Genomic DNA, 19,536 nt, shown 5'->3' on the forward strand with positions numbered 1-19,536 from the left:
TAAGTGGATAGCCCTTATGGATATACAGTACCGGGATGCGATTGATAAGGAACGTGTGTCGTGGATATGCGCGTGAACAAGCCCGTCAGCCATCCTATGCCGGAGATCGCGGCTTTTGTCGCGGCCTTGAAGTCGGCATTCGGCGATCGGGAAATTGATGAAGCGATCCGCCGCGGCAAGGCTGGCGAACCCATGTTTTACGCATGCGAGAACGGCTTGTCGGTGGGAACGGCGATTTCGTCGGTGGGCGCGGGCCTGACGCACGAACATCCCCACGCGGCAAAAAACGATGCCCGGTAAGACGCGCGAGGCAAGGAGATAAAGCAATGAATGCAGGTCGTCGTCTCTTACCCGGAATGACAGCCGGAGTGCTCGCGCTGCTTATGGCTTCGGCAGCGCACGCGGAAAAGTACGTCGAGATCTGGAACCCGCCGGAGGCGCGCGGTCATTCCGCACCGGCGCCAAAGCACGTCCGCCCACACACGCAAACGGCACCACGGCTCGCGCGAAAGATCACCGAGCCGGGCGGCGCGCATCCGGATCAGGGCGCTTCATCGGTGGTGTCGTCGAAGAAGGCGCCGAATCGCAGCATTCCCCGCAAGATCGGTCCCGACGGCAACGTGTTCCGCGTCTGATGCAAGCGGGAAAGCGGCTGATGTTTGCGTCCCGCAAGCGCCGCTGTTCGAGCCGCTGTCGTGCGCCGCTGTTTTCAGCCTGTGTATTGCTAAACTCCACAACCGCGCTGCATAGCCCACTGCGTCACATGCAAGCCGCGCGAGCGGCGTCGGCAGCACCAACTGCGCACGTGGCGTATCGTCGAGTCAGGTTCTAACTGAAGCATCCGCCGCCGCAGTCCACATTCATCGCACGCCGCATCACGCAACATGAGCGTCATCACCCGCCGTATCGCGCATCTCGACATGGACGCGTTTTACGCATCCGTCGAACTGCTGCGCTATCCGGAGTTGCGCGGCAAGCCGGTGGTGATCGGCGGAGGGCGCAACTCGACGCCGGAAACGCTGCCCGACGGCACGCGCCGCTTCGCGCGGCTGCGCGACTATGCGGGGCGCGGTGTCGTCACCACGTCGACTTACGAGGCGCGCGCGTTCGGCGTCTTTTCGGCGATGGGCATGATGAAGGCCGCGCAACTCGCGCCGGACGCGATTCTGCTGCCCACCGACTTCGATTCGTATCGCCATTACTCGCGCCTCTTCAAGGCGGAAGTGGCGAAGTTCACGACGCGTATCGAAGATCGCGGCATCGACGAAATCTATATCGAACTGACGGACGTCCCCGGCGACGCCGCCGACATCGGCACGCGCATCAAGCAGGCCGTGCGCGATGCAACGGGCCTCACGTGCTCGATTTGCGTCGCGCCGAACAAGCTGCTGGCAAAAATCGGCTCCGAGCTGGACAAGCCCGACGGCCTCACGATCCTGACGCCCGCCGACATCCCCTCGCGCATCTGGCCGCTGGCCGCGCGCAAGATCAACGGCATCGGCCCGAAGGCGAGCGAGCGGCTGGCCGCGCTCGGCATCCATACTGTCGGCGATCTGGCGCATGCGGCACCAGACCTGCTGCAGGCCAACTTCGGACTCAGGTACGCGACGTGGCTGACGCACGTCGCGCAGGGTATCGACGAGCGTCCCGTCGTCGTCGAATCCGAGCCGAAGTCGATGAGCCGCGAGACGACGTTCGAACGCGATCTGCATCCGCGCCATGATCGCCCGGCGCTGTCGGAGTCCTTCACGCGCCTTTGCGTGCGCGTGGCCGAAGATTTGCAGCGCAAGGGCTATGTCGGGCATACGGTCGGCATCAAACTGCGCTTCGACGATTTTTCGACCGTCACGCGCGATCTGACGATTCCCGTCGCCACATCGGATGCAGCGGCGATCCGGCGCGCGGCGACCGAATGCCTGAAGCGCGTGGCGTTGACGCGCAAGCTGCGATTGCTGGGCGTGCGAGTGAGCGGGCTGTCGCATGCGAGCGAACACGCGCAGCCGTTGCCCGTGCAGGGTGAGTTGCCTTTTACTGCGTGAGGCGATTGCGCGGCGTCCGCTGGCGTACGCGTGCGCGGAACTGTCCACGGCCTTTCGACCAACGAATCGTCGACGCGCCGCATCCCCTCTCTGCCATCTCTTCCGACAAAACCGCGCGAAGCCGTCGACGTGATCGTGCAGGCCGCGATTATTGACGTGCCCGAACCACTGCGCGAGCCGCCCCGCATCCGTCACCGCAATGTCACGAAGCGCGGCTAATTTCGAAACGCACCCCATACAAAGCTTTCTGCAACTGTCTTGCATGGGACCAGAAAGGCGTGGAACGGCAGTAGGCACCAAAGCGCAAACTCTGGATCAACTGCTCTGCATGGGGCCGGCGTAAGTGCCAAAGCACTGACTCCGGCCAACCGCTAAATCGCCGACTCTGAATCAACAACAGGAGGTGACCATGAAACTCGCATTCCTCGCCGTGGCCGGCCTGATCGGCTCGCTGTCCAGTTCCTTCGCGCAGGCGGCCGACATCACGGGCGCCGGCAGCACATTTGCGGCGCCCATCTACACGAAATGGGCTGACGCTTATCAAAAGACGGGCGGCGGCCGCATCAACTACCAGGGCATCGGTTCGTCGGGCGGGATCAAGCAGGTGCTCGCGAAAACCGTCGACTTCGCCGGCTCCGACGCGCCGCTCAAGGACGACGAACTGGCCAAGGACGGCCTGTTCCAGTTTCCGACCGTCGTCGGCGGCGTGGTGCCCGTGGTCAACCTGCCCGGCGTGAAGCCGGGTTCGCTGGTGCTGTCGGGTGCCGTGCTGGGCGACATCTACCTCGGCAAGATCAAGAAGTGGAACGACCCGGCCATCGCCGCGCTCAATTCGGGCGCGAAGCTGCCGGATACCGATGTCGCCGTCGTGCGCCGCGCGGACGGTTCCGGCACGAGCTTCATCTGGACGCACTATCTGTCGCAGGTGAATCCGGAGTGGAAGAGCAAGGTCGGCGAAGGCACGACGGTCAACTGGCCGACGGGCACGGGCGGCAAGGGCAACGACGGCGTCGCCGCGTTCGTGCAGCGTCTGCCGGGTTCGATCGGCTACGTCGAATGGGCGTACGCGAAGCAGAACAAGATGACGTACACGTCGCTGAAGAACTCGTCGGGCGCCGTCGTCGAGCCGAAGACGGAAACCTTCAAGGCGGCCGCCGCGGGTGCCGAGTGGTCGAAGTCGTTCTACCAGATCCTCACCAACGAGCCGGGCAAGGACGCGTGGCCCGTCGTCGGCGCGACGTTCGTGCTGCTGCATTCGTCGCAGGACAAGCCGGACCACGGCAAGGAAACGCTCAAGTTCTTCGACTGGGCGTTCAAGAACGGCAACCAGACCGCGCAGGAACTCGACTACATCACATTGCCGGATGCCGTCGTGTCCGAAATCCGCACGCAGTGGAAGGCGAAGGTGAAGGACGCTTCCGGCAAGCCGATCGCCGATTGATCAGAATGCGCGCATAAAAACGGACCGGCGTGCAAAAACGCCGGCCGTCACTGAACAGTAACGGGGCGTCGTGATAATGCGAATCCTGGCCCGAAAGCGGGCACGAGGCGCGGCCCCCGTCGTTCGGGACGCAGCGCATCGGCCTGCATTCCTTTGAAAGAGCCAGAGACGTATCAATGACGATTCCCATGCTGACGACACACCGAGGCTATCGTTTGCAGGCCAGCGCCGCCATGGGCGACGACGGCATGCACGCAGCCGACCTGATCATCGAAAAGCCGGGGCTGCCGCCCCGCACGTTCAACGCGCTCGACTACTTCTACGACGGCGAACAGGCACTCAAATACGCGACCGCCTGGGGCCGCATCTGGGTCGACATGAAAGGCTGATGGAAGACTCCGGCGGCAGGCCTGCCGACAACTGCGGCGGGCCCTTCGGCCGCTTCAGCCGCAGCCGCCTCATTTCCACATAAGCGCCTTAAAAAAACCTTTAAATTCAGATGATTAGCGGCATAAAAGCAAATGTTGGGTGTCGCACACAGCCGTTTTTTCCTGCTCGACCGCCGCGTTTCCGCCCTATATGATGGCGCGTGACGGAACGCGTCTATTTGCTGGCTGATTTCGCATTGGGCCGGCGGTCCGATCCGTACGACGTGCAAGACGCGCTGGACATTCCAGCATGAAGGTCGTCTCGCGGCTGTCGTACGGAGCGCCGCATCGCGCCTGCATCCTTCGACCACAGACGCCGTATCGGGTCGGCTGCCCGGTGAGCGGAAAGGGGCGTGGCATGTTGAGCAAGTTGATCGATATCGCAAGAGATATCCGGCGCAGCGAACGGTTCAAACAATCGATCAGCACACCGGGCCGCATCTCGCTGCATGCGCAGCAGCGGTTGAACCACGGCTACTTCGCGATTGAAATTCGCGCGCATTCGGGCTTTTTCTCCGTGATGCAGATGGTGCTGTTCATCCTGATGTATTGCGACGAGAAGCACCTGACGCCGCTGATTTCCGCGCGCGGAGGGATTTACGGCGATCGGGAAGGCCAGGTCGACTGGTTCGCCGAATACTTCGATACCGTCAGTCTGTCCCCAAGGCCGGGAGCGAGCGTGCGGCTGCGAACGTCGGTTGTGCGCGATCTGAGCGTGCTCGGCTTTCGCAATCGCTACGAGCCGCGGCTCGAACTCAAGCATTCGAGCGCGCTCTTCATGGCGCATTACCGGCCCGCCGCGCCGATCCGCGCGGAAGTCGACGCAATCTGCCTGCGGCTCGGCATCGGCGCAGCGACGCTCGGCGTGCATTTTCGCGGCACCGACAAGAAGGTCGAGGCGCATACGATCGGCTGGGAAGAGTTGTGCCAGATCATCGATGCGACGCTCGCCGAAGAGCCGCATCTGACGAACATCTTCGTATCGAGTGACGAGCAGCCGTTCCTCGAGTTTTTCGCTGCCCGCCCGTTTGCCGTGCCCGTCAACGTCGCGCCCGCGCGGCTGCTGGCCTCGGGCGGCACGCCCGTGCATTTCAGCGGACATCCGGGGCTCGCCATCGGGCGCGAGGCGCTGGTCGCGAGCCTGCTGCTCGCGCGCTGCGGCTATCTGCTGAAGACGCCGTCGTATCTGTCGGCGTGGTCGAAGATCTTCAATCCGTCGCTGCCCGTCAAACTTGCCGTGCCGCCGCGCGCGACCGCGTTCTGGTTCCCGGACAGCCAGATCTGGAACGAGCAGCAAAAACGTAACGAGGAAACGTCAGAATCGGCCGTGCAGTTTCCCCACGAGAAGACGGCATAAACGGAAGACTGCATAACGAACGGCAGCGGAACGGCGGCGCGCGCCACCTTGCACAATGTAGAAGCAGCGCAACGTGAAGTGCGGTCCAGGCCACAACGGCGAATCGAAAGCCGGGGTGCGGGCGCGCCCGCGACCGGTAGGCTCGCTTAGGGTCGCGTAGAATCGACATAAAAGACAGCACGGCAATCGGGGAAGGGAAGGGCGTGAAGATTCACAGCCACTACGACAATCTGAAAGTCTCGCGGGATGCTCCTCAGGAAGTGATCCGCGCGGCCTATAGGACCTTGTGTCAGAAATATCACCCAGACCGACGGATCGACGATCCGGACGCCGAGCGGGTGATGAAGATCATCAACGCGTCTTACGCGGTCCTGAGCGACCCGGCGCAACGCAAGGAACACGACGAATGGCTCGCGCGCAAGGAGCGCGAGGCCTCGGCTGCCGCCGCGACGGCGGCGGCCTCGTCGCGTCCGTCCGGCTCGTCCCCTTCGTCGGCTTCGTCCACATCCGCCGCCTCGGCCTCCCAGCACATGCCCCGGTACGCCGCTTCGCAAGCCGAGGCGTCGGCGCGCTCCACGCCGCGCGGAAGCGGCTGGACGTCTCAGGCGAGGGTCGATCCGCGCGCCGCTGCGCGCAAGAAGTCGCGCGTGTCGTTCGGACTTGCTCTGCGCAGGGTCTCGTTGCGCGGCTGGATCGCGATTGCGGCATGCGCGTTTGTCGGCTACGTCGTGATCACGGAATCGATGTCGCCGTGGCCGTTCACGCGCAATATCACCTCCGGTGCGCCGTATCGCGAGCATGGCCATGCCGATGCCGACGGCGCGGCAGCAACCGATGGCAACGGCCGCGCACTGGCGGCGATGGCGTCGGCGCAGGCAGCGACGTCGCCGTGGACGAACGACGCATCCGTCGCCGCGAGCGACGCGAGCGGGCAGGCCGGGGGTTCGCCCGCCGCGTATGTGCGCCCCGGCGTCGCGCCGAACGGGGCGCCGTGGCCGGCCACGGCGGGTTATCTCGACGGCATGCCAGTCGGCGCATCGGGCGGGCATTCGTCGGTGACGATCGACAACTCGATCAACCACTTCGACGTGTTCGGCAAGCTGGTCTACAACGCGTCCGTGTTCGATCAGCCCGTGCGTCACTTCTTTGTGCCGGCAGGCCGCACCTTCACGCTGAAGGACGTCGCGCCCGGGAGCTACGACGTGCGCTACCAGAATCTCGACGACGGCGGCATTTACAAGTCACAGCCATTCGGGCTCACCGAGCAGGCTGTCGGCAACGGGCTCGACGCGACGCATATCAGTGTCATGCTGTACGCGTCGCCGGGCAGCATGCAGGCGACGACGATCGGCCGCGGCGAGTTCTAGTTTCAGGCGGTCCTTCCGTCGCGCAGCGGCGCCGCCATGCGCCGTCATGCGCCGTCATGCGGCTTGCAGATCGCACGGCGGCATGACAACGGTATCGATCCCAAAGCGCTATACGGCCGATACGCTCACGAGCTTCGACCTCTCGCGCGAGTGTTGCGGCGGGTCGTTCTCTTGCGGCATTCTCCACGCGGCGCGTAGCACGCGCATGAACATATCCTCGCCTTCGGAAAGATGCCCGTCGGCGTGCGCGCTTTCCTTGCACAGCGCAATGACTTCGCGTCGCAGACGCGCATCCTTGACGTCCTGCGCCAGCTGAAAGATCACGGCGGGGTCGAGCCGGCAGGTGTCGCCCCAGTTCAGATAGGCCGTTGTCGTGAGGTCTTCGCACATCTGCTGGATGACGGCGAGCAGTTGTTCGCGGTTCAGCCTGAGCCGCTCTTCCATGCCGTAACGGTCCAGTGCTTCGAGTTCGTGGATGCCCACGTGTCCATCCGAGAGCAGGCAGGCAGCGACGATACGCGCTGCGGCTTCGGGGCTGTCGCATCGATAGTGACGCATTTCAGATCTCCATTTGCATTGATCGATTGAATCCGGTCTTGCGCGGCGTGCCGCCGCTCATGCGATCCAGTCGCGCGGCATGACGCTCGAATGCACGTGAAACGGATGGCCGCCGTCGTCGAGCAGACGCATGCGCCGTTCGAGATCGGCGACATCGGTCGACGAAGCGAGGAAGGCATCGCGTTCACGGTTGCGCGAGAGCATGAACAGCGTGCCAAGACGATGAACGAGTTGGGTCAACATGATGGGCTCCTTCAGTGATGCAAAGAATCAGGAACGTGCGGGCGAAGGATGGGTTCGCGTCGCTGCGTGGATGCGATGCGCTTGAAAACTGCGTGCCCTCTGTTGCTCGGAGTCGGGCCGCTGCATCGACGGGTTGCATCGTAGTCAGGCCGAATTAGCCGGAAATGAGTCAGGCATGCAGAAAACGGGCGGCGCGACGATGAGATAGGGCACGACGTGACATATCGGGGTCTGTGCCGGCGGGATTAGCGGCGCTCAGTCTGTGCTCACTATTGGCGCCCAGAATGCGAATGAACCGATGCGTCGAACGCACGGCATCGGAGACTCATTCGATAACCTCTGGAGAGAAACGTCATGAAATCGCTGATTCAAACCGCTACTGTCGCTGTGGTCCTCGCATTGCCCGTTGCATCGTTCGCGCAGACGAACGCACCCGTCACGAGAGCCGACGCGCGGGCCGAACTCGTGCAACTGGAACGCGCGGGCTACAACTCCGCTAGCGACCACGTGCACTATCCGGCCAACCTCCAGGCGGCGCAGGCATGTATTCAGCCGCAGGACGCAAGCGAATACGGTGGCGTTGCCGAAGGCACATCGCAGAGCGGCGCATTTGATCATCCGCGATACGACGTCGGATTGAAGTCGATCTACGTCGGGCATTGAACACCTGCCAGCAACGTCTTTCGTTGCACATGAGTTGCGGACGCGCGGAGCACTCTGCGCGTCCGCACCGCCGCTTCGAGAACGAGAAGAGCGCATAGCGCGGTGTAGAATCGGCTCGCAACGACGAAGCGCGAGCGCGTCTCTCTCGCGCGCCTTCGTTGCGTTCAAAGCTGCAAAGCTGCGCGTACAACGCTCTTCGGACGGCACGCTTCATCACCATGTCCATGCCCAAGATCCGGTCGTTAAGAAATCAGCTCGTGCTCGCCTTGTGCGTGCTGGTGAGCATCGTCGGCGTGGTGCAAGGCGTCAGTTCATATCAATTGTCCAAAGCGGGCATGAGCGCGCTGCTCGACCTGCGCCTCGAACAGGTGGCGACGCGCCTGTACCGCAGCGGTCTCGCCGAGTCTCTGCCCGCGATACCCGCGCGCGGTTCGCAGCCCGAGCGCGATATCGTTCTCACCGTCTGGAAAGAGGGCATCGAAACGCCCTATCGCTCGACGGAACCCACGCTCGCGTTGCCGCGCAATGCTGAAGCGGGCTTCCTGACCACGGAAGTCGGCGGCGAAAGCTGGCGCATCTACACGCTGCGCGAGCCGGGCACGGTCGTCCAGGTCGCGCAGCGCTCGCGTGTGCGGCACGAACTCGCGCAGGCCCGCTCGCTCAACACGCTCTGGCCGATGGTCGTGCTCGTGCCGCTCGTGTGGCTTGCCGTGCTGCTGGTCGTGCGGCGCGCGCTGCGCCGTCTGACGCGCCTCGGCGCCCAGGTGCAGGCGATCGACATGACGCATTTCGAGCGGCTGTCGACATCGGGCGTGCCGACCGAAATACGCCCGTTCATTGTTTCGATCAACACGATGATCGAGCGTCTCGCGCAATCGATCGAAAGCGAAAGAAAGTTCATCTCCGACGCCGCGCACGAATTGCGCACGCCGCTCACTGCGTTGCAGTTGCAGGCCGACAATCTTCAGCCGCATATCGCGCCCGGCAATCAGGTGCGCTTTCGCGAGCTGCAAAGCGGCATACGGCGCAGCGGCAGACTGATTGCGCAATTGCTGCGGCTCGCGCGCGCCGATGCGGCGTTGCAGCCCGATACGCTGATGCGCGTCGACGTGACGAAAGTGGTCGTCGATGCCGTGGCCGAAGTGCTGCCGATTGCGATGAAGCGCGGCATCGATATCGGCGCCGACGAAATGGCGAGCGCGCATGTGCGTGCCAACGAAGCCGACATCTGCATTGCGCTGCGCAACCTCGTGAGCAATGCGATCCGCTACACGCCGGATGGCGGCAAGGTCGATCTGAGCGTGCACGTGCGCGACGGCATGGTGTGGATCGAAGTCGTGGACACGGGGCCTGGCATCGACGAGGCGCTGCTGCCGCGCGTGTTCGACCGCTTCTTTCGCGCGAACGCGCAGATAGAAGGCAGCGGGCTGGGGCTGTCGATCGTGCAGGCAATCGTGAACCGGTATGGCGGCGCGGCGAAGTTGCGCAATCGTACGGATGGACAGTCGGGCATCGTCGCTTCGATCGGATTCGACGCCGTGCCTTGAGCGTTGGCGCGCGCGGGCGACGCTCATTCGCTCATTGTTCGCTAAGTCTGCGCGCCGATGATGGAACTGTTGGAGCAGGCCCCTCTGGTTCTGGCGCGGCGACCCGCGTACGCCGGAATCCTTGCGCCGACTGCGCGAGCGGTCGGCTTTTTTTCGCCCTCGCCATCGCTGACAGCCGCGCAACGCACGGCGAATAAACGCGAGCAAATCGACGGAAACAACTCGGCTATCATGCGTTGTGGCCGGTGCGCCGTAGGGGGCTTGCACCGGCGGGCTACGGCCTGGAATCACAATTCGCCGCCTGGGCGCGAGTCGTCCCGCCGCGAACGGTCCTCGCGCCGCAGCCAACGACAACGCTTCGTTGCTGTGGACACGACATCATGCGAGTGCTACTGGTTGAAGACGATCTGCAGATCGGCCAGAGTCTGCTGCGCGCGCTTCAGGACGCCGATTACAGCGTCGACTGGGTACGCGATGGCAAGGCAGGCAGCGCGGCCATCGCGGCCGCCGAATACACGGTCGTCCTGCTCGATCTCGGCTTGCCCGGCATGGGCGGCATCGAATTGCTGAAGTCGGCGCGCGCGGCGGGCAACACAGTGCCCGTGCTGATCCTCACGGCGCGCGACGATCTCGACGCGCGCGTCCAGGGCCTCGACGTGGGCGCCGACGACTACATGCTCAAGCCCTTCGACGTTCCCGAACTGCTCGCGCGCATTCGCGCCGTGCTGCGCCGCAAGGCGGGCTATGCATCGTCGCGGCTCGGCGACGACGCGTTGAGCCTCGATCTCGACAAGCGCACACTGTGCTGCAACGGCGTGTCGTCGGTGCTGTCGGCGCGCGAGTTCGCGCTGATGCTCGCGTTGCTCGAACGCCCCGGCACGATCCTGTCGCGCGATCAGCTCGAAGACAAGCTGTACGGATGGGGCAAGGAAGTCGAGAGCAACGCCGTCGACGTGCTCATCCACTCCGTGCGCAAGAAGTTCGGACAGTCGGTGATCCGCAACGTGCGCGGGCTCGGCTGGACGGTCATGCTCGGCGATACGCCGAAGACCTGAAGGCCGCCGGCGCATCGCTACACTTCCACTTCAAGCGCGCGCCGTTTCGATCGACGCGCCGCTCGCGTGAACCGTATCGTCGATGGGGAAATGCAGCAGCGCCGCGAACAGTCCCGCCAGCGCCGTCGCGCCCCAGATCAGCGAATACGAGCCCGTCACGTCGAACACGAAGCCGCCGAGCCACGCGCCGAGAAACGAACCGATCTGATGGCTCAGGAACACGACGCCGAACAGCGTCCCGAGATGCCGTGTGCCGAACACCTTCGCGATGAGTCCGCTCGTGAGCGGCACCGTGCCGAGCCATGTCAGGCCCATCACGGCCGCGAACAGCACGACGGAGAGCGTCGATTTCGGCAGCAGGAAAAACGACGCAATCGTCGCGCCGCGAATCAGGTACAGCCAGCCGAGCACGTGCTGCTGACGGAAGCGCCCGCCCAGCCAGCCGCACGCCCAGCTGCCCGCCATGTTGAAGAGCCCGATCAGCGCGAGCGCGGTGGCGCCGAGTCCCATCGGCATATGGCACAACGTGAGGTATCCGGGCAGATGCGTCGCGATGAACGCAAGCTGGAAACCGCACGTGAAGAAGCCGAGCGTCAGCAGCCTGTAGCCGCGATGGCGCGTCGCGTGCGCGAGCGTCTCGCGCAGCGACGTTACGGGCGCCGACACCGCCGCTTGTGAAGCCGCCGCATGCGGCACGGCCGCGCCTCTGTTGCGGCGGTCGAGCACGATGCCGAGCGGCGCGGCGATCAGCATCAGGAACGCAAGCGCGAAGAGCGACGTCGATACACCCGACGTTTCGCGCAGCGTCAGCGCGAACGGCACCATCAGCACCTGCCCAAGCGAGCCGCCCGCGCTGGCGATGCCCATCGCCATGCTGCGCTGCTCGGCCGTCGCGACGCGTCCGACGGACGTCAGCACGACCCCGAACGTCGTGCAGCTGACGCCGATGCCGACCAGCAGCCCGAGCCCCGCAATGAGCGAGAGCGCTGACGGCGCGCCCGCTGCGAGCGCGAGGCCCGCCGCGAACGTCGTGGCGCCGAACGCGACGACGGGTGCTGCGCCGTAGCGATCGGCGGCCGCGCCCGCGAACGGTTGCGCGAAGCCCCACACGAGATTGTGCAGCGCGATCGCGAACGCGATCAGCGTGACGGGCAGGCCCCGGTCATACGAAAACGGCCCGATGAACAGGCCGAATGTCTGCCGGATGCCCATCGCGGCGCTCAGGATCAGCGCGGCGGCGACGATCACGTAGAACGTCGGGTTCTTCAGTGTTGTTGCGTAAGTTGTTGCATGAGCGCGTTTGGCCGTCGACATGTTTCCGTTCCTCCTCGCGGCCATCGTCGCAGCAGCGACGCCACGCGACAAACGAAAAGTTTTCGGCGACAGGTGAACGGAATTCACTCATGGCGAAAGACTCGCGGCGGTGAGAGCTTTGGGAAGAGCCACTAGCGCTACCGCGACGCAGCTATCGCGGACGAAGGCGCCTCGTCGGCTGGATGCTGGTCGTCGAATATCTGCGCTTCGTGAAGCAGCCAACGCTTGAACGCCTGCAGATCGGGCCGCTCGTCGGCGCCCTGCGCGCTGACGAGCCAGTACGCGGTCTTTGCTTCGACGGTCGGCGCGGCGGCTTCGACGAGCGTGCCTGCATCGAGCTCGCGGTTCACCAGCGGCCGGCGGCCGATCGCGACGCCCATGCCCGTCGATGCCGCTTCGAGCGCCAACTGGATCGTGTCGAAGCGCAGCCCGGGCGCCGCGTCGACGTCGCCGATGCCCGCGCCGTCCAGCCACGCCTGCCAGTCCTCGCTCGCGGTATCGACGTGAATCAGCGTTGCGCGACGCAGATCGACGTGGCCGTGCTGATCGACGAGTGTCGCGCGATAGGCCGCGCTGCAAACGGGCACGAGCCGCTCGCCGAACAGCCGGCTCCAGTCGCTGCCCGGAACGGGGCCGCGGCTCAGTCGAATGCCGAAGTCGAAGCCGTCGAGAGGAAAGCCGACCTGGCGCCGCGACGTGTCGACGGAAACGTCGATACCGGGCCAACGCGCGCGAAAGTCGTGCAGGCGCGGCACGAGCCAGCGGACGGCTAGCGTCGGCGCGCAGCTCACGGAGATGGTTCGGTGCGTGCGGCTGTCGGGCAGCCGCTGCGTGCCGAGCGCGATCAGCGAAAACGCTTCGGCGATATAGGGGAAATACAGCTGGCCAGCAGGCGTGAGCGACAGCTTGCGTGGCTCGCGCACGAAGAGGGCGACGCCGAGCGTTTCCTCGAGCGCGACGATGCCGTGGCTGACGGCGCTCGGCGTCACGTTGAGCTCGGCGGCCGCGAGCTTGAAACTGCCGTGCCGCGCCGCCGCCTCGAAGAAACGCAGCGAGTTCAGCGGGGGCAGGCGCAGCGGCATGACACGTCCTTCTGGCGTGATGGTTGACGGCCGCGCATGACGACCGCCAATGCGGATAAGGCCGATAACGAGCGGCCCGTTCGCATGCCGCTCATGGGTTCAAGGACAGCACGAGCAGCCGCGATGCCGCATGCCGTAGCCGCCCTCGCCATCGGACGCGGCGCCACCCGACGCCGACGAACCGCCGAGCAGCGCGGGCGCGCCGATCCGCACGCGTTCGGCGGGGCTCCCGCAACGGGGACAGTCGGCGGTTTCGTCGCGCTGCGCGATAGGCCGCACTGCTTCAAACGCGCCACAGTCGGCGCACTCATAGTCGTACACAGGCATCAGTTGCTCCCACGAATCCCGTCATCGTACCGTGTCCGCCGCGCCTGCGTGAACTCCGCATTGCGCGCCTGCGCATCGCGAAGCGCTCCCCGTATGCGGTTGGCACGAGGCCGATGCGGCGCCGACGAGACGTCGATGCATGCGCCGCGCGCAATGACCATGCCGCACCGCACGATGCTATGCTGGTCCTTCCTTGTCGAAGAGAGGCGGCAGGCATGACGATGGTCGATACGCAAGCGAAACCCGGTTCGAGCGCGCAAGCCGAATACAGGCCGCCCGTCAGCGAAGACGAGCTGTTGCTGAAATGGATACGCCGCGCGCGCGAATCGCAGAAGAGCCATTACGACATGGCCGATCTGCTGGCCGCACGGAACCGCCTGTTCGGCATCGGCGTGACGGCCGTGTCGGCTGTGGTCGGCACGACGGTGTTTCTGTCGCTGGTGGCGTCGGCGGACTCGCCGTGGGCGCGGCTCGTGGTCGGAATGGTGAGCATTGCGGCGGCCGTGTCGGCGGCGTTGCAGACGTTCATGCGCTACGCGGAACGGGCCGAAGAACATCGCTCGGCGGGCGCGCGTTATGGCGCCGTGCGGCGTCAACTGGAAGCGATCTATGCCGGCGATCCCGGCTCGCGCGACGGGCACTATGTGAGCGCGGTTCGCGAAACGCTCGACAGGCTTGCGGACGATTCGCCGAGCGTGCCGCCGCGAGTATTCAGACGCACGCAGGAAACGTTGCGCGTCGCAGCGGCGCAAAGCCGCCACGAAGGGCGCTGGGAATGAATGCGTCCGATGTGCGAGGCGGGCGCGCGAACGCCAGGCGCGCCGACGTCATTGTGCAAACGCTACGCCCTCAAACGCTACGCCCTCAAACGCTGCGCCCTCAAACGCTACGCTCTCAAACGCTACGCCCTCAAACGCTACGCCCTCAAACGCGCCCCTGATGCGCCGTTGCTGCCAGCGGACGCGGCATCGGCGTCAACGACGGCGTGAGCGTGCCGTCGACTTCGGCATCGCTGCCGAACAGGCGGCAAACCTCGCTCGCGCTGCCGCATCCACGCAGACGCTCGCGGAAGTGCTGATCGCAAAAGCGCTGCGCGACATCGGCGAGCAGGTTCAAGTGCGTCGTGTTCGCGCCTTCGGGCACGAGCAGCGCGATGACATCGCTGACGGGCTTCGAATCCGGCGCGTCGAAATCGAATGGCACGGCGGGGCGCACATAAACGACGATCGCGTTGCGCAGACCCGCGATCTGGCTGTGCGGCACGGCCACGCCTTGCCCGAGACCCGTCGAGCCCAGTGCTTCGCGCGCGCTCAGTCCCGCAACCACTTCATCCGCCCGTACACCGTAGCGCGCTTCGCAAAGCTCGCCGAGCCGCGAGAAGAGCGCGGCTCCATCAGCGATGCTCGCATCGAGCAGTACGTTGCCGGGGTTCAGCAGGCGGTCGAGCGACTCGACCTCGTCGCTGACGGGCGGTTGTCTCGCTGCGCGCAGCGCGTTGGCCGCGTGCGTCCAGGACGTCGCGCGCAACAGATCGCGCCAGCCGTCCGTCGGCGTTTCGGGGATCTCGAACAGATGGCCGAATTGCGCGGCGGGCGCGATGCGCGTCACCTGCGCGATGGCGCCGTTGACGGCGTCCTTCGGCAGATACAGCGACAGTTGCACGCGATCGGTATGCGGCAATGTCGCGATACGGATCGTCCAGGGCTGGCCCGCGCAGTCGCGGGTGAGCGCGCGCCGCAACGGCGTGACGTGCTGCGCGTCGAGCGTCACGCGCATCATCACGCTGCGACCGGCCGCGTGTCGCCGCGCGACATCCGCGCGGGCGCGGTGGACGCTGAAAATCGCGCGCAGAATGGCACTTGTCCTCGTCATGCCCTCTCTCCCGACCTTGACACGATGACTAGCGTAGCGCGATCCGCATTAAAGCCGAATAAAAAAGTGGTGTGCGGTGCGCTCGCGGAATGCGGGGTGCCGCACTGCGCGCCAATTGGCGCGAAAAGATGATCACGCCCGGGCACTGCGTGGTCGTGGCGGCTTCCGATGGGCGCGCAATGCAGGTGCCCGATACAGGCGAAGATGGAACTCCGGCGACGCATTCGCTGTCATCAAGTAGGGCCGTCCTCCGCCGACGCGAGGACGGCGCCACCGTCGCGACAAAAATTCGGACTTACAAGGGAGAAAACAATGCGCCGCCGCCGATTCCTCGCCATGACCACTGCCGCAGTCGCCACGAGCGGCCTGTCGCTTGCCGGCTGCACGACCACGGGTCCGTCGTCGGATGCGACGCCTGAAGCGAACGCTGGCAAGCGTCAGTCGATCGACGCCGACGTCAACGCGACGCTCACGCGTCTTTTCAACACGATCGGCGGCTCGCGCGAACTCGCCGACAAGGCGCGCGGCATTCTCGTGTTTCCTTCGGTGATCTCGGCGGGCTTCTGGTTCGGCGGACAGTACGGGCAGGGCGCGCTGCGCATCGGCGGACAGACGTCGGGCTACTACAGCATCGCGGCCGCGTCATTCGGCTTGCAGATCGGCGCGCAGTCGAAGGCGATCGTCATGCTGTTCATGACGGACGACGCGCTCAACAGCTTCACGCACAGCCAGGGCTGGGCGGCGGGCGTCGATGCGACCGTCGCGGTGCTGAAGGTCGGCGCGAACGGCAACGTCGATACGTCGACGGCGACGAGCCCCGTCGAAGCCTTCGTGCTGACGAACGGCGGATTGATGGCGGGCGTGTCGCTCGAAGGCTCGAAGATTTCCCGTCTGATCATCTGACCGCCTTGATGCTGCCGTGATGCGGTGGCGATTGCGAGCCCGCGATGGATGCGGGCTCGCGACGAGCACGGCTGCGCGGGCTTTCGTATGTCATTCTCGTGCGACATCCTGTCACTCAGGTTTTGCACTCGGTCTGTCGTTAAGAGACGGGTTGAAGTGTCATTTCCGTTGGGCGTCCGCAGACCCCGTCGATGCAACAGCTAACCGGCGAGGCCGCCTGGCTTTGCCGGTGTGCATGCCATGCGGACGTCTGCGAAGGTTCGCCGCTCTGAGCCAGTCGATGATAAACACGAGCAGTTACGCTATTCCCGTTTCACGCCTCATCGCGCGCCCGATGGTGACGTGCGCGCCTGCCACGCCTGCGCGCGAAGTCGCGCGGCGCATCTTCGCGGAACGTTGTAGCTCGATTGTCGTGATCGACGACGGCAAGCCCGTCGGCATCTGGACGGAACAGGACGCGCTCGCCGCCGGCGAGGATGCCGATGCGCTCGATCGCCCGATCCGCGACATGATGAGCGCGCCGCTTCTCACGCTCGATGCGGGCACGCCGCTCGGCGAAGCGGCCGTCCGTTTCAAGCAGTCGGGCATTCGCCATTTCGGCGTGGTCAGGGATGGCGCGTGCATCGGCGTGCTGACGCAGACGGACGTGATCGTGAATCAGGGCGCCGAATTCTTCCTGCGCCTGAAGCCGATCGAATCGGTACACGTACACCCGCATGTCGCGGTGCCCGCACATCAGCCGCTGCACGACACGATCGCGCAGATGCGGACTCGCAAGCTCGATGCCGTCGTCGTCGAGTATGACGATGGCGAGCACGGCATCCTCACTGAGCGCGACGTGTTGCGACTGATCGTGAACGACCGGCTCGACTGCGCGGTCGGCGATCACGCGAGCCGTCCGTTGCAGGCGCTCGCGGCGACGCAGAACCTGTACGCCGCGCAGCGCCTGATGCTGCAGCGGCATATCCGTCATGTCGGCGTGTGCGACGGCGACGGACGCCTCGCCGGATTGCTCAGCTTCGCGGACCTTCTGCAGAACATCGAGGACGAGTACGTGAGCGAGCTGCAAAACGCGGTGCGCGAGCGCGACGAGGCGCTCGGCCAGGCGCGCTTCAGTCTGCGGATGGCGGACCGCGTGTTCGAGTCGGCGCTCGAAGGCATCATGGTCACCGACCGCGACGCGAAGATCGAGCGCGTGAACCAGGCGTTCACGCGTCTCACGGGCTATACGCAAGAAGAGGTGCTCGGGCGCGACGCGAGCCTGCTGAACTCGGGCCATCAGCCGCCCGGGTTCTATGCGGAGCTGTGGCGCTCGCTCGAAACCGACGGACACTGGCAAGGCGAGATCTGGAACCGCCGCAAGAACGGCGAGCTGTATCTCGAGTATCTGACCATCACGAGCATTCGCAACAACGACGGCGACATCTCGCACTACGCGGGCATTTTCTCCGACATCACGCAGCGTCGTCAGACGGAAGAGCGGTTGCGCTACCTCGCGACGCACGATGTGCTGACGGGGCTCGCGAATCGCGTGCTGTTCGAGGAGCGGCTAGAGCGGGCGATCATTCATGCGGGCCGTAGCAGACGCAAGTTCGCCGTGATGTATCTCGACCTCGACCGCTTCAAGCTGGTGAACGACACACTCGGCCATGGCGCGGGCGACAAGGTGCTGAAAGTGGTGGCCGAGCGGCTGCGCGCCGGACTGCGCGAAAGCGATACCGTCGCGCGGCTCGGCGGCGATGAATTCGCGCTCGTACTGGAAGACTTCAACGATGTGCGCGACGTGGGCCATGTCGCGGGGATGCTGCTCGACTCGGTGGGACAGGCGATCGATCTCGGCGGACGCGAGATCTTCACGACGCCGAGCATCGGCATCAGCATCTATCCGGACGACGGCGCGCAGGCCGAGCAACTGATGATGCGCGCCGATCAGGCGATGTACGGCGCGAAGAGCCGTGGACGCAATGTGTTCCAGTTCTTCGAGAGCAACATGACATCGTCGGCGATCGCGCAACTGGAGACGCTCGGCGAACTGCACCGCGCGCTCGATCAGAATGAATTCTGCCTGTACTACCAGCCGCAATACGACCTGTCGAACGGACGCGTCGTCGGCGTCGAAGCGCTGCTGCGCTGGCGCCACCCGCATCGCGGGCTCGTGCCGCCCGGTGAATTCATCGGCATCGCCGAGCAGTCGACGCTGATCGTGCCACTCGGCCGCTGGGTGCTGCGCGAGGCGTGCCGGCAGGCGCGCGCGTGGCTGGATGCGGGCATCGAGTTCGGCCGTATCGCCGTGAACCTGTCGGCGCGGCAGTGCCTCACCGACGAGTTCCTGGGCGACCTGTCCGCCATTCTCAGCGAGACGGCGCTGCCGCCCGAGCGCCTGCAACTCGAACTGATCGAGAGCATGGCGATGAATACGCGCGAAGAGATCGGCACGCTGTTGCGCGAGCTGGTCGCGCGGCGCGTGAGCCTCGCCATCGACGATTTCGGCACGGGCTACTCGTCGCTCGCGTACCTGAAGGATCTGCCCGTCGATACGCTGAAGATCGACCGCTCCTTTCTCGGCAGCAGCGACGCGCAGAATCCGGATCGCGCGATCATTCGCGCCGTCGTCGTGATGGGGCGCGCGCTCGGCCTCGATGTGGTGATGGAAGGCGTGGAGACGCCGGAGCAGCTCGCGTTCCTGCAAGAGGTGGGCTGTCATCAGGGACAGGGCTACCTGCTGGCGAAACCGCAGCCTGCGCAACGGCTGGCGGAACACATGCGGCACAGTTGCGATGCGGTACTCGCGCAACTGGAGAGTGCATAGAAAGCGTCGCTTGATTCGGGCAATACACGCCGGCAAGATTCCTTGCTCAGGGACTTCGTACGAGCAAGGAGCCATGGCCATGATCGAAACGCGTCTGCCCGCCATCTACCGGGATTACATCGCGTGCCTGAACCAGCAGGACTGGCCTGGCCTCGGACAGTTCGTTCACGATGACGCGATTCACAATGGCCGGCGGATCGGCTTATCGGGTTATCGCGCGATGCTGGAGCGAGACTTCGACGCAATCCCGGATCTTTACTTCAACGTTCAGTTGCTGGTCTCCGATCCTCCTTACATCGCGAGCCGATTGCAATTCGACTGCACGCCACGCGGCGTATTTCTTGGGCTCCCCGTGAACGGCAGGCGTGTTTCGTTTGCCGAGAACGTGTTCTACGAATTCCGGGCAGACAAGATCAGGGAAGTATGGTCGGTCATCGACAAGGCCGCCATCGAAGCCCAGCTTTAGCGGCAAAGCAAACAGCTACGATCGCGTCCGCTACAGCAGGAACAGCATTTGCTCATATCAATGAT

The 19,536-nt window shown here is 64.8% G+C and carries 20 protein-coding genes; 14 read left to right on the forward strand and 6 right to left on the reverse strand.

All coding sequences use genetic code 11. The features are described from left to right. Positions 1-60 precede the first annotated feature (60 nt). The 7 genes from BN2476_RS37305 to BN2476_RS37340 all read left to right on the forward strand — a co-directional run bounded on the left by BN2476_RS37305 (position 61) and on the right by BN2476_RS37340 (position 6,632). Positions 61-300, forward strand: coding sequence for a hypothetical protein (locus BN2476_RS37305; RefSeq protein WP_087739216.1), 240 nt, complete (start codon positions 61-63; stop codon positions 298-300). Positions 301-326: 26 nt separating this feature from the next. After that, positions 327-635 (forward strand): hypothetical protein, encoded by a 309-nt coding sequence (locus BN2476_RS37310; protein ID WP_235851133.1) that lies wholly within the window; start codon positions 327-329, stop codon positions 633-635. A 249-nt stretch (positions 636-884) separates the two neighbouring features. Next, the gene (dinB, locus tag BN2476_RS37315) at positions 885-2,039 is read left to right on the forward strand and encodes a DNA polymerase IV (protein WP_087739218.1); all 1,155 of its coding nucleotides are present in this window, start codon (positions 885-887) and stop codon (positions 2,037-2,039) included. 409 nt (positions 2,040-2,448) lie between these two features. Next, complete coding sequence (pstS, locus tag BN2476_RS37325; RefSeq protein ID WP_087739220.1) at positions 2,449-3,480, forward strand: phosphate ABC transporter substrate-binding protein PstS; 1,032 nt, start codon at positions 2,449-2,451, stop codon at positions 3,478-3,480. A 176-nt stretch (positions 3,481-3,656) separates the two neighbouring features. Beyond that, entirely contained in the window at positions 3,657-3,869 is a 213-nt protein-coding gene (locus tag BN2476_RS37330; protein ID WP_087739221.1) for a hypothetical protein, read from the forward strand. A 397-nt stretch (positions 3,870-4,266) separates the two neighbouring features. Next, a complete protein-coding gene (locus BN2476_RS37335; RefSeq protein ID WP_087739222.1) occupies positions 4,267-5,265 on the forward strand; it encodes an O-fucosyltransferase family protein in 999 nt (332 codons plus the stop codon). A gap of 203 nt (positions 5,266-5,468) precedes the next feature. After that, positions 5,469-6,632 carry a J domain-containing protein gene (locus BN2476_RS37340; RefSeq protein WP_087739223.1) on the forward strand — a complete coding sequence of 388 codons (1,164 nt, stop codon included), beginning with the start codon at positions 5,469-5,471 and terminating at the stop codon, positions 6,630-6,632. A 108-nt stretch (positions 6,633-6,740) separates the two neighbouring features. On the opposite strand, the gene BN2476_RS37345 is transcribed toward BN2476_RS37340, so the two are convergent. Together BN2476_RS37345 and BN2476_RS37350 are read right to left on the reverse strand one after the other, a co-directional pair. Continuing rightward, on the reverse strand, positions 6,741-7,190 hold the full coding sequence (locus BN2476_RS37345) for a tellurite resistance TerB family protein (RefSeq protein WP_087739224.1): 450 nt from the start codon (positions 7,188-7,190) through the stop codon (positions 6,741-6,743). A 57-nt stretch (positions 7,191-7,247) separates the two neighbouring features. After that, positions 7,248-7,433, reverse strand: a complete 186-nt coding sequence (locus BN2476_RS37350) for a DUF3563 family protein (RefSeq protein ID WP_087739225.1) — start codon at positions 7,431-7,433, stop codon at positions 7,248-7,250. A gap of 354 nt (positions 7,434-7,787) precedes the next feature. On the opposite strand from BN2476_RS37350, the gene BN2476_RS37355 reads away from it, so the two are divergent. The 3 genes from BN2476_RS37355 to BN2476_RS37365 all read left to right on the forward strand — a co-directional run bounded on the left by BN2476_RS37355 (position 7,788) and on the right by BN2476_RS37365 (position 10,698). Beyond that, a complete protein-coding gene (locus BN2476_RS37355; protein WP_087739226.1) occupies positions 7,788-8,096 on the forward strand; it encodes a DUF4148 domain-containing protein in 309 nt (102 codons plus the stop codon). Between the two features lie 218 nt (positions 8,097-8,314). Next, on the forward strand, positions 8,315-9,643 hold the full coding sequence (locus BN2476_RS37360) for a sensor histidine kinase (RefSeq protein WP_087739227.1): 1,329 nt from the start codon (positions 8,315-8,317) through the stop codon (positions 9,641-9,643). Positions 9,644-10,023: 380 nt separating this feature from the next. Next, positions 10,024-10,698, forward strand: coding sequence for a response regulator transcription factor (locus BN2476_RS37365; RefSeq protein ID WP_087739228.1), 675 nt, complete (start codon positions 10,024-10,026; stop codon positions 10,696-10,698). Positions 10,699-10,728: 30 nt separating this feature from the next. Here the strand turns inward: BN2476_RS37365 and BN2476_RS37370 are convergent, their stop codons facing one another. The 3 genes from BN2476_RS37370 to BN2476_RS37380 all read right to left on the reverse strand — a co-directional run bounded on the left by BN2476_RS37370 (position 10,729) and on the right by BN2476_RS37380 (position 13,421). Then, a complete protein-coding gene (locus tag BN2476_RS37370; RefSeq protein WP_087739229.1) occupies positions 10,729-12,012 on the reverse strand; it encodes an MFS transporter in 1,284 nt (427 codons plus the stop codon). Positions 12,013-12,149: 137 nt separating this feature from the next. After that, positions 12,150-13,094 carry a transcriptional regulator GcvA gene (gene gcvA / locus BN2476_RS37375; RefSeq protein ID WP_087739230.1) on the reverse strand — a complete coding sequence of 315 codons (945 nt, stop codon included), beginning with the start codon at positions 13,092-13,094 and terminating at the stop codon, positions 12,150-12,152. 99 nt (positions 13,095-13,193) lie between these two features. Beyond that, entirely contained in the window at positions 13,194-13,421 is a 228-nt protein-coding gene (locus tag BN2476_RS37380) for an FmdB family zinc ribbon protein (protein WP_087739231.1), read from the reverse strand. Between the two features lie 215 nt (positions 13,422-13,636). On the opposite strand from BN2476_RS37380, the gene BN2476_RS37385 reads away from it, so the two are divergent. Beyond that, complete coding sequence (locus tag BN2476_RS37385; RefSeq protein ID WP_087739232.1) at positions 13,637-14,200, forward strand: SLATT domain-containing protein; 564 nt, start codon at positions 13,637-13,639, stop codon at positions 14,198-14,200. A gap of 145 nt (positions 14,201-14,345) precedes the next feature. On the opposite strand, the gene BN2476_RS37390 is transcribed toward BN2476_RS37385, so the two are convergent. Beyond that, a complete protein-coding gene (locus BN2476_RS37390) occupies positions 14,346-15,293 on the reverse strand; it encodes a PTS sugar transporter subunit IIA (protein ID WP_087739233.1) in 948 nt (315 codons plus the stop codon). 312 nt (positions 15,294-15,605) lie between these two features. Between BN2476_RS37390 and BN2476_RS37395 the strand changes: the two genes are divergently transcribed. The 3 genes from BN2476_RS37395 to BN2476_RS37405 all read left to right on the forward strand — a co-directional run bounded on the left by BN2476_RS37395 (position 15,606) and on the right by BN2476_RS37405 (position 19,471). Next, positions 15,606-16,196: a BPSL1445 family SYLF domain-containing lipoprotein gene (locus BN2476_RS37395; protein ID WP_087739234.1), complete on the forward strand. Its 591-nt coding sequence runs from the start codon at positions 15,606-15,608 to the stop codon at positions 16,194-16,196. Between the two features lie 280 nt (positions 16,197-16,476). Next, positions 16,477-19,005, forward strand: coding sequence for an EAL domain-containing protein (locus BN2476_RS37400; protein WP_438942932.1), 2,529 nt, complete (start codon positions 16,477-16,479; stop codon positions 19,003-19,005). 79 nt (positions 19,006-19,084) lie between these two features. After that, complete coding sequence (locus BN2476_RS37405; protein WP_087739251.1) at positions 19,085-19,471, forward strand: ester cyclase; 387 nt, start codon at positions 19,085-19,087, stop codon at positions 19,469-19,471. The last annotated feature ends 65 nt before the right edge of the window (positions 19,472-19,536 follow it).

It is taken from the genome of Paraburkholderia piptadeniae, from assembly GCF_900007165.1.
Lineage (GTDB): Bacteria > Pseudomonadota > Gammaproteobacteria > Burkholderiales > Burkholderiaceae > Paraburkholderia > Paraburkholderia piptadeniae.